The following is a 13,084-nucleotide window of genomic DNA, read 5'->3' as shown; positions in this document are numbered from 1 at the left end:
GTCGTTCGATGGGGTTTGATGCGCGGTCGCCGCGGTGTTTGATGTGGGGGTGCCGATCGACGACAGCAGGCGGATAGTCGTCCTGGCGGTGGTGCTGTCCACGCTGGCCGGGTACGTGGACGCGCTGGGGTTCATCACGCTCGGCGGGTTCTTCGTCGCCTTCATGAGCGGAAACCTCACCCGGTTCAGCGTCGACTTCGCGGACGCCGGATGGTCACCCGCCCTGACGGCTGCGGCGGTGATCGGCACGTTCGTGCTCGGGTGCGTCCTGGGTGCCGTCGTCGTGCACCTGTCCGACCGGCGGAACCTGCCCGTACGGACGACGGTGCTCGCGGTGGTGTCGGGCCTGCTGATCGCCGGCTCGATCGCGGCGACGTTCGGTGCGAGCACCGTGGCCGTCGGCGCGATGCTGCTCGCGATGGGCGCCGAGAACTCCTTCTTCCAGCGCGACGGCGAGGTCACCGTCGGCCTCACCTACATGACGGGTGCCCTCGTCAAGATGGGACATCGGCTGGCCGGGGCACTGTTCGGCGGGCCGCGGTGGGCGTGGCTCCGACACTTCGCGCTGTGGGCGGGCCTCGTGGTAGGGGCGGTGACGGGCACACTCGCGCACCACTGGATCGGGCTGGACGCCCTGTGGTTCGCTGCAGCGCTGTCGGCGACGCTGACCGCCACTGTCCACCGGCGAATCGACCGGCCTACTCGCCGCCCGCAGTTGTCGTGACCGGGTTGCCCGCCGAGTCGAGGGTCCACCACACGCTGCCGACGGCCTGACCGAACGCGTCGCCCGGTTTGTTGTCGTCCTTGTAGCGGTACACGGGTCGGCCGTTCACGGTGAGCTGATGGGTGCCGTCCGCGGCGGGGATCGTGTCGACGACGACTTCCTTCAGTCCCTGCACCGTCGGGTTCTCGGTGACCGAGGTGACCGGCGGCCACGACTGCAGGCAGGTGTCGCGGCACGAACTGGCGCCGGACCCGACCTCGTCCTTGTCGTACACGTAGACGGTCATGCCCCCGTCGTCGACCATCACTTCGCCAAGCGTGGTCGACCCCATCTTCAGCACCGGCGTGCCGGGCGCGGCGGGCGGGGACGTCGGTGTCGGCGACACCGGGGCGTTTCCTCCCGTGTCGCCGGAGTCGGTGCGGTCGTATGCGCAACTCGAGAAGGTCAGGCTGACGGCGACGATCGCTGCCAGCGCCCATGTTCGTCTCATGGAGTCCTCGTTCTCTGTGACGGCGAAGTGGCGGGCCTCCGGGGGAACCTCTGCGGACCCGTGCATACAGTTCACCTCGAGTTGCGTGCTGGTGCGGGCACTTCGGGCGATGTGCCCGCCCGCACGTGTCGGTATCGGTGATTACGCTCCATGACATGGGCTGGTACACGCCGACCTCGCCGTCGCCCGACCTCACCGACACCCTGGTGTGCGGATGGTCGGCGCGCACGGAGGGCGAACACCTGCTGGTGCCGGACGCGTGCATGGACATTCTGTGGATCCGGGGAGTCGGGATCCGGGTGTGCGGTCCCGAAACCGCTGCCTGGTCGTTCACGCTGCCTCCGGGCACCGACTCCGTCGGTGTCCGTTTCCGTCCCGGCGCCGGCGCGCCGCTGCTGCGCACGTCGGCCGCCGAGGTCCGCAACGTCCGGGTCGGGCTGGGAGACGTGCTGGGGTCCACCTGGGAACGGACGCTGACCGACCGACTCGACAACGCATCCGGCCACGCGGAACGCATCGCCCTGTTCGAGAACGCCGTGCGGATGTGGCGGGATCGCGGACCCGAGGCCGACCCGCTGATCGGCAATGTCCGGCGGGCCCTCGCGCGGCACTCCTGGACCGTCGGTGCCCTCGCCGACGCCGCCTCGGTCACCGAGCGGCAACTGCAGCGGCGCTGCAACGACGCGTTCGGGTACGGGCCCGCGACACTGCGCGGCATCCTGCGACTGCAGCGGTTCATGGCGCTGGCGCAGTCCGGGACGCGGGCCGGACTCGCCGAACTCGCCGCCACCGCCGGCTACAGCGACCAGGCGCACCTGTCGCGGGAATGCCGCCGGATCTCGTCGCTGACCCCGTCGGCTCTCCTCGCCGGCGAGGCACCCGACTGGCACGGGACGGAATCCGTCGTCGATGTCGGAAATGTTCAAGCGCCCGGGCAGTGGACAGGGGAAGAATCGGCAGCATGACCTCGACAACCGAAACCCCCGCCGCCCACTACCGCGATCTCGCCGCCAAGTTCACGAACCGGGTCGAGTCCGTGCCCGCCGATCGCTGGGACGACAGTTCCCCGTGCGACGGCTGGACGGCCCGCGACGTCGTGCGGCACGTGATCGACACGCAGCGCTACATCGTCACGGTCGTGGATCTCGAACTGCCCGAAGGCCCGTCCGTCGACGACGATCCGGCTGCCGCGTGGGCGTCCACCCGCGATGAGATGCAGAAGATCCTGGACGACCCCGCTCTCGCCGGCCGTGAGTACGACGGGCACTTCGGCCGCACCGAACTCGGAACGACGGTCGACAGCTTCTACTGCTTCGATCTGGTGGTCCACGGCTGGGACCTGGCCCGGGCCACCGGTCTCGACGAGACCATTCCCGCCGACGACCTGGCGTGGGTGGGCGGCGTCGCCGAGCAGTTGGGCGACAACATCCGCACGGCCGGCGTGTGCGGCCCGGCCGTGAACGTGTCCGCGGACGCCGACGAGCAGACCCGGGTCCTGGCCTTCCTCGGCCGCAAGGCCTGACGGTCGGCACCGTCCCGGCCGCGCTTGTAGCCTCGGGTCATGAGCGCGCCGGGACGGATTGCCGCACTCGCTGCGGTGACGCTCGCCGCGGCACTGCTCGGGGGCGACATGGTGGCCCTCGCCGATCCCGAACCCCGCGGCGCGTCGGGACTGCCGGCCCGCGGCCTCACCACCTCGGTGCCGCTCGCGTCGGCGGTGATGTTCGCCGGGACCACCGGCGAGGCCATCCCCTCGCAGCGGATTCCGGGCGACGAGTCGGACGGCACGTCGGCCACCAGCCGCGACTTCGACGAGTACCCGTACATGCGATACGAGGTCCGGTTTCCTGCGGACACCACCGGGAGCGACGTGACGTGGCAGGGCCGGTCGGTGAATCTGGACGACCTCGCGATGCACGTGTGGGACGAGGAGAGGCAGAGCTGGGGTGAGGCTGTCGCGACGGCTCAGCCGTCCGCCCCGGGCGGCCCGGTCACGCTGACCACGACGATCGAGGATGCGGACTCCGCGCAGATCCTCGTCGTCGACGGTCCCCGGCGGGACCGGAGTTTCCGTGAGGCCAACGCGACGGCCGATCAGCAGTTCGCCGACCCGAGCACGTACGACTTCGCGCTGCAGCACATCTCGGACACCCAGTACGTGTCGCGCGATCGGCCCGAGGTGTATTTCGACATGACCCGGTGGACCGCCGACAACGCCGCCGCACGCAAGATCGCCTACTCCATGCACACCGGCGACCTCGTCCAGAGCTGGATCCGCCCGGGAGCACCCGACTCCCGGGCCCGGCCCGAGTTCGAGGTCGCGGACAAGGCGATGGCCACGCTCGAGGACGCCGGCATTCCCTACGGTGTCCTGCCAGGCAACCACGACAATCTGTGGAACGCCGGCGGACGGCTCATCCCGGGCGAGCACGAGAAGAACCACGCCCTCTACAACGAGTTCTTCGGGCCCTGGCGGTTCCGCGACCAGCCGTACTGGGGCGGATCCGTCACGGACACGGACAATTCGGCGCACTACGATCTGCTCGACATCGCCGGCGCGAAATTCCTGATGCTCTACATCGGCTACAACCCACCCGAGCACGTCCTGAAGTGGGCGGAGGGTGTGCTCGCCGACCATCCGGACCGCAACGTGGTGATCGGCAGCCACTACTACCTGGACGAGGACGGCTCGCTGCGGATGAGCGGGTTCGGCGACATCGGGAGCAGTGCGGGGCAGCAGATCTGGAACCGGCTCGTCGTTCCGTTCGAGACGGTGTTCCTGGTGCTCGCCGGACATGTCGACGGGCAGACCACGGTCACCGACCGGAAGGTCGACGACACGGACCGGAAGGTCGTGGAACTGCTGGCCGACTACCAATACTTCACCGTCGACGGCCGCCGCGAGACCGGTTTTCAGCGGCTCCTGCAGTTCGACCTGGACGGCGGGGCGCTCGCGGTCACCACGCACTCCCCCACGTTGGACAGCTTCCGGGTGGAGGACTTCGATCCGCAGCGACGCTACGAGCCCGGCGACGGAGACTTCGTCACCGATGTGGAATTGCGGGCCGACCTGCCGCGCGCCGTCATCCCCGTGCCCTGAGATGTAGCTCGATCAGTTGGGCGGCGTAGCTGCCTGCGTCGAAGTCCCCGACGATCACGTCGATGCTGCGGGCGGTCCGGAGGGTCGCCACTCCATGCAGGTGGGTCCACAGGTTCAACGCCACGACGTCCGGTTCCGCGGCACCGGCGTCCGCGACGAGCGCAACCACGAACGCGAACAGGGGTGCCGAGTGCTGCCGGAGGTCCTGCCCCGAACCCTCGAGCAGGTCGTGCCGGAACATCAATTCGTACAGGGTGCGGTGGGTGTCGGCGAACGCGAGATACCGGTGTGCCGTCTGCCGCAACCGCTCGACAGGATCCGTCTCGGACGCGGTCGCCGACCGGAGGTCCTCGGACAGCTCCGCGAACCCCGACGCCGCGACGGCGGCGAGCAGCGCCTTGTGGGTGGGGAAGTACCGCCGCGGCGCTCCGTGCGACACCCCGGCGCGGCGGGCGACCGCGCGCAACCCGACGGCGTCGATGCCCCCCTCGTCCAGCAATTCGCGGCCGCAGTCGATCAGTCGCTCGCGCAGGGATTGGACTTCTCCACTCATGTAGACAGTGTCTATCATAGCATCAATAGACAGTGTCTACGCTCCCTTCGCTGCGAGTCAGGAGTTCGACCGTGTGGTACTGGATCTTCAAATACGTGCTGATCGGACCGGTTCTGCGGGTCTTCGGACGGCCCACGATCGACGGCGCACACCACATCCCGGCGTCGGGTCCGGTGATCCTCGCGAGCAATCACCTCACCGTCGTCGACTCGTTCTTCCTCGTCCTGATGGTCCGCAGGCGCATCACGTTCGTCGCCAAGAACGAGTACTTCATCGAGGGCGGCGTGAAGGGCCGGGCGAAACGCTGGTTCTTCACCGCGGCCGGGCAGGTTCCGATCGACCGATCCGGGGCCTCCGCGGCGGAATCCGCACTGAACACCGCACGGAAGATCCTCGGCGACGGCAAGGCCTGGGGAATCTACCCGGAGGGCACGCGGTCGCCCGACGGCCGACTCCACAAGGGCAAGACCGGAATCGCCCGGGTCGCCCTCGCGACGGGCGCACCGGTCGTGCCCATAGCCATGCACGGCACCCGCCAGATCAACCCGGACGACTACGCGCTCAGGCGTCCGGCGTAGCCACGGCGCGCGTCACGAGATCGGCGATGAGCGCGTCGATGTCGACCGCCTCGAGCACTCCGGGCAGCGTCAGGTGCTCGACGATGAGCCCACTCATCGCGAGGTAGAGCATGACGACGGTGCTGCGGTCGCCGGGGAGCCCCGAGTCGAGATGAAACCCGATGTCGCGCTCCAGATTCTCGGAGATCGGGCGGGTCAACGTGGTCCGCAACTCGGGCCGCCGGACCGCTTCGAGTCGCAACTCGTGCAGCGCGAGGTATCCCGACCGGTCGTGGGTGATCCTGCCGAACAGTGCCTGCATGTACTCGATCGCGAGCGCCAGGTTCTGCGGTCGACGAACGCTGTCCTCGAGTACCGCGGGGTCGGGCCCCATGCGTTCGTGAATCCGCTTGCCCACCTGGTCGAACAGGTGGTCGCGGTTGGCGAAGTAATTGGATGCCGTCCCCTTCGGCACCCCGGCCTCCGCGTCGACCGCGCGGAAGGTGAGCCCGCGGGCGCCTTCTCGCGCAAGCACTTCGATCGCCGCGTTCACGAGCGCCGCGCGTCGCTCCGGATTCTGCGCCATCGACTCTCCTTCGCAAAAAGAGCTTGCAACCACTGCGCCTACAGTACTACAAACGGAGTAGTTACCGACCGCGGGAGGACCCACATGCGAAAGCTCGTCTACTACGTCGCCGGCACCATCGACGGATTCATCGCCGGCTCCGACGGCGCCGACCCCACCGGCGCCATCTTCGAGGTCGACGGCGATCACATGCCCGTGATGATCGCCGAGTACCCCGAGACTGTCCCCACCCACATGCGGGCGCCGCTGGGAATCGACGCCCCCAACCGGCATTTCGACACGGTGCTCATGGGCCGCAGCACCTACCAGCCGGGCCTCGACCTCGGCGTGACCAGCCCGTACGCGCACCTGCGGCAGTGCGTGTTCTCGACGACGATCACCGAGTCGCCCGACCCGGACGTCGAGATCGTCTCGGGCGATCCGATCGAGAAGGTACGGGAACTCAAGCAGGAGGACGGCAAGGACATCTGGTTGTGCGGCGGCGGGAAACTCGCGGCCGCGGTGGAGCCCGAGATCGACGAGCTTCGGATCAAGCTAAACCCCGTGGCGATCGGCACCGGCATTCCGCTGTTCGACGGCGAATTCGCACCCCAGCGGTTCCGGCTCGCCGACAGCCGGGCCTTCGAGAGCGGGATGATTTTCCTGACGTACGTCCGCCGATAACCGAAAACACACCCGTCACTCGGGCGACACGAGCCTCTGACGCACGTATCGAATCAATACGTAAGTAATGTTCGGGGCATGCGCGAACGCCGATACTCGTCCACCAGCCCCGAGCACCTGGCCTCAGCCCTGTTCGATGTCGCGGCCGAGTCGGGCCTCGAGGGTGCCAGCGTGCGCGAGGTCGCCAAGAGGGCGGGTGTGTCCATCGGTGCCGTCCAGCACCACTTCTCCACGAAGGACGAGATGTTCGCCTTCGCGCTGCGCACCCTCGTCGACACCGTGCTCGCCCGGCTGTCGGAGATCGACCGCGGCGGCGACCCCGCGCCTGCCCTGTTCGCGGCGATGTCCCAGCTCCTGCCGCTGGACGAGGCGAGGTCGCGGGAGGTCCACGTCCTGGCGGCTTTCGCCGTCCGGGCCGCGACCTCCCCGTCGCTCGCCGAGATCCGGCGCCAGACGTTGTTCACCATCCGCACCGGACTGTCCGCCGTGCTGATCGGGATCGGCACACCCGAAGCGGAAACCCGTGCGGCACTTCTGCTCGCCACCGTCGACGGCCTGGCCCTCGACGCGCTCGGCAGTCCGGCGCTGTATCCGCCGGAGTACCTCGAGCACGCGCTCGACATCCAGATCGGCATGGTTCTGCAGGGCGCCGACGCCGCGCCGTCGTCGTCGATCGAACTGGCCAGCTGACCCGTCGCCTGATGTCACATTCGTCTCGTCAGAGTGAACCGCTGTCACATTCGGCGGAGGGTGCGGGACGGTTCGCCCCCAGTCCGTCCGGCGACCTGCACCTCGGAAACCTGCGGACGGCCGTGCTGGCGTGGCTGTTCGCGCGGTCGACCGGCCGGCGGTTCCTGCTGCGCGTCGAAGACCTCGACCGCGTCCGCGAGGGCGCCCGGGACCAGCAGTTGGCCGACCTCACCGAACTCGGACTCGACTGGGACGGCGACGTCGTGTCGCAGTCGCACCGGATCCCGCGGTACGCGGATGCCATCGCGCAGCTCCACGACGCCGGTCTCACCTACGAGTGCTTCTGCACGAGAAGAGAAATCCAGAAGGCGGCCTCGGCCCCGCACGCCCCCCAGGGCGCCTACCCGGGGACGTGCCGCGACCTGACACTCGACGAACGCGCGGATCGGCTCGCCGGCGGCCGCCCACCCGCACTGCGACTGCGCGCCGACGTCACGTCGTTCACCATCCACGACGTCCTGCACGGAAGCTATTCCGGTATGGTCGACGACCTCGTGCTGCGCCGCGGAGACGGAACGCCCGCCTACAACCTGGCCGTCGTGGTCGACGACGCCGCCCAGGGAATCGATCAGGTGGTGCGCGGCGACGACCTGCTGTCGTCCGCGCCCCGCCAGGCGTACCTCGCGGGACTGCTCGGGTTGACCGCCCCCACCTACGCGCACGTCGCGCTGGCACTCAACGAGGACGGCAAGCGGCTGGCGAAACGCGACGGCGCCGTCACCCTCGCCGACCTGAAAGCGTTGGGACGCACCCCCGGCGACGTCCTCGGTCTGATGGCGACGTCGCTCGGACTCGCGGCACCGGGCGAGGTCGTGGATCTCAGCAGCCTCCTCGACCGCTTCGACCCCGCCCGTCTGCCCCGCGAACCGTGGGTGGTCAGGCCCCCGACGCCGCCGCGATGAGCATGATGACGAAGAACAGGATCCAGCCGACGACGTAGGCTCCGCCGATGGCGATTCCGGCGATCGCGAGACCGCGGCCTTCCTGCCCGGACTGCTTGATCTGGCCCAGCGCAACGATGCCGAGGATGATGCCGACGATGGAGCCGACGCCGTAGAAGCACCCGCCGACGATCGACGTGATCAGCGACGCGATCGCGAGACCGTTCGTCCCGCGCGACTGCGGGTAGGGCGCGCCGTACGGATTCGGTGCGCCGTACTGCGGACCGGGACCGCCGTACTGGCCCTGTGCCCCGTACTGATTGGGTGCGCCGTACTGGTTCGGGGCGTTGTACTGATTCGGGGCGGCGTACGGGTTGGGTGTCCCGTACTGCTGGTTCGGGGCGCCGTACTGGTCGCCGCCGTACTGATTCGGCGCCGCATACGGATTCGGGGAAGTGCCGTACGCGCCCGGCTGCTGGTAGTCGGGATACTTTTCGGTGGGCGCCGAATAGGTGGGATAACCGGATTCGTCGACCCCGTAACCGTCACGCGGTAATCCCGGCACCTCACCGTAACTCGGTGGCGTCTGCCCCTTGTACGGATTCGAATCGTCCGATCCCCCAGAATTAGTCACGATAACCAGCGTAAAGCATCAAAACCGCAGGAGAAGAAGCAGACCAAAGGGAGGCGAGTAAAGGATTGTCCACGTAGTGTTTATTCGCACTGTCACGCGCGAGCGCTCAACTCTTGCTGAGGGGATCACATGACGACTGGTGGATACGACCCGAACGACAAACCCCAAGGCGGTGACCAGGGCGGATATCCCCCGCAGGGCAACCCTCCGCCGCCGCCCGGTGGTTATCCGCCGCCTCCGGGAAATTACCCTCCGCCGCCGCAGGGTCCACCGCCCGGCGGATATCCGCCACCGCCCCCCGGCGGTAACTACCCACCGCCCCCCGGCGGTAACTATCCGCCGCCGCCCGGCAATTACCCGCCCCCGCCGCAAGGACCCCCGCCCGGCGGAAATTACCCGCCGCCGCAGGGTAATTACCCGCCGCCGCCGCAGGGCCCACCGCCCGGCGGATATCCGCCGCCCCCGCCGATGTCGGATTACGGCGCCCCCGGGCAGACGCCGGGACAGTTCTCGGTCGGCGACGCGATCGGCTACGGCTGGAACAAGTTCAAGGACAACGCCCTCATCTGGATCGGCATTCTCCTGATCGCCGTCGTCATCGAGGTGGTGCTGAACCTCGTCTTCGGTGGATTCAGCACGTCTTCCGACATGAGCGCGGCGTTCTCGGTGTGGCGCATCATCGGCACGATCGTCACCACCATCGTCGGCTACCTCATCAACGCCGCACTCGTGCGCGGCGCGTTGCACGAGGTGGACGGGAACAAGCCGGCGTTCGGTTCGTTCTTCCAGTTCACCAACGTCGGGGCGATCATCATCGCCAGCGTCATCATCGGTGTGGCCTCCACCATCGGTTTCGTGCTGCTCATCATCCCCGGTCTCATCGTCATCTTCCTGACGTGGTGGACGCTGCAGTTCGTCATCGACCAGAACGAGGACGCGATCACCGGCATCAAGTCGAGCTTCCGGGTGATCTCGCAGAACGTCGGCCAGGTGCTGCTGCTGGCCCTGGCCCTCGTCGGCATCAACATCGTCGGTGCACTCCTCTGCGGTGTCGGACTTCTCGTCTCGATCCCGATCACGATCATCGCGTCGACCTACGCCTACCGCGTGCTCACCGGCCGTTACGTCGCGGCCTGACCGTTCGCGCCCCACGGGTGGGCGTGCTCCTGTCCTGCGGGACGGAAGCACGCCCACCCGTTTTGCTACTCCCGTCACTCGAGTCACTCCCACCCCTTGCGTATTGTGCTCAGGCGTCATCCGAGACATTCAGGACTCGCGATTCGAGGGGGAACACATGACTTCTGGCGGATTCGATCCCAACCAGGGACAACGGCCGTTCGGTGGGCAGCAGTACGGGCAGCCGCACTACAACGGGGCGGGACAGCAGCAGTACGGACAGCAGTTCGGCGCACAGCCGCAGTTCGATTCGGCGCAGGAGTTCGGCACCCAGCCGTTCACTCAGCCCGACTTCGGGTTCGACCCGACCCGGCCCGGCGACCTTCTTCCGCGCCTCGGGGCGCGGGTGATCGACGGCCTCATCGTCGGCATTCCGTTGGCCGTGGTCACCACCGTCATCTCGCTGGTGGTGGGCACCTTCCTCGGCAGCCTTCTCGGGGCGATCCTCACCGCGGCCGCCGCGGTGGGTTACTTCGTGTTCCTCGAGACGACGCGGGGGCAGACGCTCGGCAAGCAGCTCCTGGGCCTGCGCGTCGTAGGCCCGAACGGCGGACTGCCCACCCAGCAGCAGTCGCTGACCCGGAACGGTTTCTACGTCCTGTGCGCGCTCGGCGGGTTCCCGTTCCTCGGGTTCCTGTTCGGTCTGCTCGGTGTCGTCGCCGCCGTCGTAATCGGCGTGACGATCAACGGCAGCCCCACCAAGCAGGGCAAGCACGACGAACTGGCCGGCGGCACGCGCGTCGTCCAGGGCTAGTCCGAGTCACGTCCCACTGGGCGGGTGAACGTACCTTTCGTCGCGTCAGATCGGACAAAAGGTACGTTCACCCGTTCCTGATTCGCGCCCCTCCACCTGCAGGTGCTTGGATTGCGGCGTGACAGCCTCAGATCAGCAGACCAAACCAGACGACCACGCGACGTTCGCGCACGTCAGCCGCGGGTACTACCCCACGTTCGTCGCGCTCTTCACCGCGACGCTGCTGATCTCGAATATCTGCGCGACGAAAGGCGTCGCATTCTTCGCCGACTCGTCGCTGACGCTCGGGCCGCTGCAGATCCTGCCGGTCATCACGGACGGCGGGTTCTTCCTGTTCCCGCTGGCCTACATCCTCGGCGACGTCCTCAGCGAGGTGTACGGGTTCAAGTCGACGCGTCGCGCGATCTACCTGGGCTTCGGCGCCCTGATCCTGGCCGCGTTCTGCTTCTGGCTTCTCATCGAACTGCCGTCCGCCGACTTCTACGAGAACCAGGAAGCGCTGCGGACCGTCGTCGGCGTGTACCCGCGACTGCTGATCGCCGGGCTGTCCGGCTACCTCGTCGGGCAGATGCTGAACTCGGTGACGCTGGTCCTGATCAAGGAGCGCACCAAGGAGAAGCATCTGTGGGCGCGGCTCATCGGCTCGACCATCGTCGGTGAGTTCGCCGACACCCTGATCTTCTGCTCCATCGCCGCAGGCGCGATCGGCATCAGCACGTGGAGCGATTTCGTCAACTACGTGATCGTCGGATTCCTGTGGAAGACCCTGGTGGAGGTGCTGGTCATGCCGATCACGTACCGCGTCATCGCCTATGTGAAGAAGCGCGAGCCCACCTACCAGCTCTGACCCCCACGTGAGTGGGAATGTGTCCCCGAGGACGCATTCCCACTCACCTGCGGTAGAAGCGGCCCAGCGTGTCGGCCTTGAAGTCGTCGAAGTAGCCGCCGTCGATGCTGTCGCGGATCTGATCGACCAACCGCACGGTGAAGCGCTCGTTGTGGATGGTGCACAGCGTCGACGCCAGCATCTCCTTGGCCTTGAACAGATGGTGGATGTAGGCGCTGGTGTAATTCGCGCACGTGTAGCAGTCGCAGTTCTCGTCGATCGGTGTGAAATCACGACGGAAGCGGCTGGTGTTGATGTTGAACCGGCCGGCCGGGTGATAGATCGCCGCGTTGCGCGCCACCCGCGACGGATTGACGCAGTCGAACGTGTCGGCGCCGTTCTCGATGGCCACGAAGAAGTCGTCCGGCTCGCTGATGCCGAGCATGTGCCGCGGCTTGTGCTCGGGGAGTTCCTCGTTGCACCAGCGGACGATGGTGCCCAGGTTCTGCTTCTCCAGCGCCCCGCCGATGCCGTACCCGTCGAAGCCGCGGCCGCTCTCGCCCGTGATCGACTCCAGGCCCCGGCACGCCTGCCGCCGCAGGTCCTCGTACTGCGCGCCCTGGACCACCCCGAACAGCGCCTGATACGGGCGGTGGGCACGCTCCGCGGTGAGCTTCTCGTGCTCGGCAACGCAGCGCACCGCCCACGCCTGCGTCCGCTCCACCGACTGCTCCTGGTACCCGCGGGTGTTCAGCAGGGTGGTGAGCTCGTCGAACGCGAACATGATGTCGGCGCCGAGTTGGTGCTGGATCTGCATCGACACCTCCGGGGTGAACCGGTGCCGCGACCCGTCCAGGTGCGATTTGAAGGTGACGCCGTCGTCGTCGACGGTCGCCAGGCGTTCCTTGCCCTTGGCGATGACGTCGTCGGACCTCACCCCGACCGCTTCCATCGCCAGGACCTTCTTGAACCCGACACCCAGCGACATCACCTGGAATCCGCCGCTGTCGGTGAACGTCGGGCCGTCCCAGTTCATGAACTTGCCGAGGCCACCGGCCTCGTCCACGATGTCCGGACCGGGCTGCAGGTACAGGTGGTAGGCGTTGGCGAGCAGCGACTGCGCACCCAGTTCCTTCATGCTCTCCGGCAGCACCGCCTTGACGGTGGCCTTGGTACCGACGGCCACGAACGACGGCGTCGCGATGTCGCCGTGCGGGGTGTGAATGGTCCCGGTTCGGCCCAGCCTGCCGTCGAGTCGGGTGCCGACGGTGAAGAACGGATCGGGCGGGGTCGGGACTACGGCATTCACGGGTGTATCCAATCACGCGCGACATTTCCGCCGACACATCACTACTTCGTTCGAAAGTGGGTACAGACAGTGAGACGATCC

At 67.5% G+C, this 13,084-nt stretch carries 15 protein-coding genes and 1 pseudogene; 11 read left to right on the top strand and 5 right to left on the bottom strand.

Features of this window, described 5'->3' with window-relative positions:
• Window positions 1-43: 43 nt before the first annotated feature.
• On the top strand, window positions 44-724 hold the full coding sequence (locus ACFTWF_RS08325; protein WP_378460768.1) for a YoaK family protein: 681 nt from the start codon (window positions 44-46) through the stop codon (window positions 722-724).
• Here the strand turns inward: ACFTWF_RS08325 and ACFTWF_RS08320 are convergent.
• Entirely contained in the window at window positions 699-1,214 is a 516-nt protein-coding gene (locus tag ACFTWF_RS08320; protein ID WP_378460767.1) for a hypothetical protein, read from the bottom strand. The two genes, ACFTWF_RS08325 and ACFTWF_RS08320, sit on opposite strands and share 26 nt — an antisense overlap.
• Window positions 1,215-1,369: 155 nt before the next feature.
• On the opposite strand from ACFTWF_RS08320, the gene ACFTWF_RS08315 reads away from it, so the two are divergent.
• Genes ACFTWF_RS08315 through ACFTWF_RS08305 form a run of 3 tightly spaced genes read left to right on the top strand, consistent with a single transcriptional unit; the run spans window position 1,370 to window position 4,314 of the window.
• On the top strand, window positions 1,370-2,179 hold the full coding sequence (locus ACFTWF_RS08315; RefSeq protein WP_378460904.1) for a helix-turn-helix domain-containing protein: 810 nt from the start codon (window positions 1,370-1,372) through the stop codon (window positions 2,177-2,179).
• Entirely contained in the window at window positions 2,176-2,736 is a 561-nt protein-coding gene (locus ACFTWF_RS08310; RefSeq protein ID WP_378460766.1) for a TIGR03086 family metal-binding protein, read from the top strand. The genes ACFTWF_RS08315 and ACFTWF_RS08310 overlap by 4 nt, the downstream gene beginning before the upstream one ends.
• A gap of 39 nt (window positions 2,737-2,775) precedes the next feature.
• Complete coding sequence (locus tag ACFTWF_RS08305; RefSeq protein ID WP_378460765.1) at window positions 2,776-4,314, top strand: metallophosphoesterase; 1,539 nt, start codon at window positions 2,776-2,778, stop codon at window positions 4,312-4,314.
• Here the strand turns inward: ACFTWF_RS08305 and ACFTWF_RS08300 are convergent.
• A complete protein-coding gene (locus tag ACFTWF_RS08300) occupies window positions 4,298-4,885 on the bottom strand; it encodes a TetR/AcrR family transcriptional regulator (protein ID WP_378460764.1) in 588 nt (195 codons plus the stop codon). The two genes, ACFTWF_RS08305 and ACFTWF_RS08300, sit on opposite strands and share 17 nt — an antisense overlap.
• A gap of 53 nt (window positions 4,886-4,938) precedes the next feature.
• On the opposite strand from ACFTWF_RS08300, the pseudogene ACFTWF_RS08295 reads away from it, so the two are divergent.
• Window positions 4,939-5,415, top strand: a pseudogene (locus tag ACFTWF_RS08295) (lysophospholipid acyltransferase family protein); the annotation flags it as partial.
• 13 nt (window positions 5,416-5,428) lie between these two features.
• Here ACFTWF_RS08295 and ACFTWF_RS08290 read toward each other — a convergent pair.
• A complete protein-coding gene (locus ACFTWF_RS08290; RefSeq protein WP_378460763.1) occupies window positions 5,429-6,010 on the bottom strand; it encodes a TetR/AcrR family transcriptional regulator in 582 nt (193 codons plus the stop codon).
• Between the two features lie 84 nt (window positions 6,011-6,094).
• Here ACFTWF_RS08290 and ACFTWF_RS08285 point away from each other — a divergent pair, with 84 nt between their 5' ends.
• The 3 genes from ACFTWF_RS08285 (at window position 6,095) to gluQRS (ending at window position 8,325) form a co-directional block, all read left to right on the top strand.
• Window positions 6,095-6,673 (top strand): dihydrofolate reductase family protein, encoded by a 579-nt coding sequence (locus ACFTWF_RS08285; RefSeq protein ID WP_378460762.1) that lies wholly within the window; start codon window positions 6,095-6,097, stop codon window positions 6,671-6,673.
• Between the two features lie 78 nt (window positions 6,674-6,751).
• Entirely contained in the window at window positions 6,752-7,363 is a 612-nt protein-coding gene (locus tag ACFTWF_RS08280) for a TetR/AcrR family transcriptional regulator (protein ID WP_378460761.1), read from the top strand.
• An 11-nt stretch (window positions 7,364-7,374) separates the two neighbouring features.
• The gene (gluQRS, locus tag ACFTWF_RS08275; RefSeq protein ID WP_378460760.1) at window positions 7,375-8,325 is read left to right on the top strand and encodes a tRNA glutamyl-Q(34) synthetase GluQRS; all 951 of its coding nucleotides are present in this window, start codon (window positions 7,375-7,377) and stop codon (window positions 8,323-8,325) included.
• On the opposite strand, the gene ACFTWF_RS08270 is transcribed toward gluQRS, so the two are convergent.
• Window positions 8,300-8,869, bottom strand: a complete 570-nt coding sequence (locus ACFTWF_RS08270; RefSeq protein WP_378460903.1) for a DUF4190 domain-containing protein — start codon at window positions 8,867-8,869, stop codon at window positions 8,300-8,302. The two genes, gluQRS and ACFTWF_RS08270, sit on opposite strands and share 26 nt — an antisense overlap.
• A gap of 537 nt (window positions 8,870-9,406) precedes the next feature.
• Here ACFTWF_RS08270 and ACFTWF_RS08265 point away from each other — a divergent pair.
• The 3 genes from ACFTWF_RS08265 to ACFTWF_RS08255 all read left to right on the top strand — a co-directional run bounded on the left by ACFTWF_RS08265 (window position 9,407) and on the right by ACFTWF_RS08255 (window position 11,715).
• Window positions 9,407-10,075, top strand: coding sequence for a hypothetical protein (locus ACFTWF_RS08265; RefSeq protein ID WP_378460759.1), 669 nt, complete (start codon window positions 9,407-9,409; stop codon window positions 10,073-10,075).
• A gap of 157 nt (window positions 10,076-10,232) precedes the next feature.
• Window positions 10,233-10,868 carry an RDD family protein gene (locus tag ACFTWF_RS08260; RefSeq protein WP_378460758.1) on the top strand — a complete coding sequence of 212 codons (636 nt, stop codon included), beginning with the start codon at window positions 10,233-10,235 and terminating at the stop codon, window positions 10,866-10,868.
• 118 nt (window positions 10,869-10,986) lie between these two features.
• Window positions 10,987-11,715: a queuosine precursor transporter gene (locus ACFTWF_RS08255; protein ID WP_378460757.1), complete on the top strand. Its 729-nt coding sequence runs from the start codon at window positions 10,987-10,989 to the stop codon at window positions 11,713-11,715.
• A 43-nt stretch (window positions 11,716-11,758) separates the two neighbouring features.
• Here the strand turns inward: ACFTWF_RS08255 and tgt are convergent, their stop codons facing one another.
• A complete protein-coding gene (gene tgt / locus ACFTWF_RS08250) occupies window positions 11,759-13,003 on the bottom strand; it encodes a tRNA guanosine(34) transglycosylase Tgt (RefSeq protein ID WP_378460756.1) in 1,245 nt (414 codons plus the stop codon).
• Window positions 13,004-13,084 lie beyond the last annotated feature (81 nt).

The organism is Rhodococcus sp. NPDC056960, assembly GCF_042674125.1.
GTDB lineage: Bacteria > Actinomycetota > Actinomycetes > Mycobacteriales > Mycobacteriaceae > Rhodococcus_F.
Note: the sequence above shows the minus strand (reverse complement) of the source record. Positions and strands in the feature narration are given on the sequence as shown.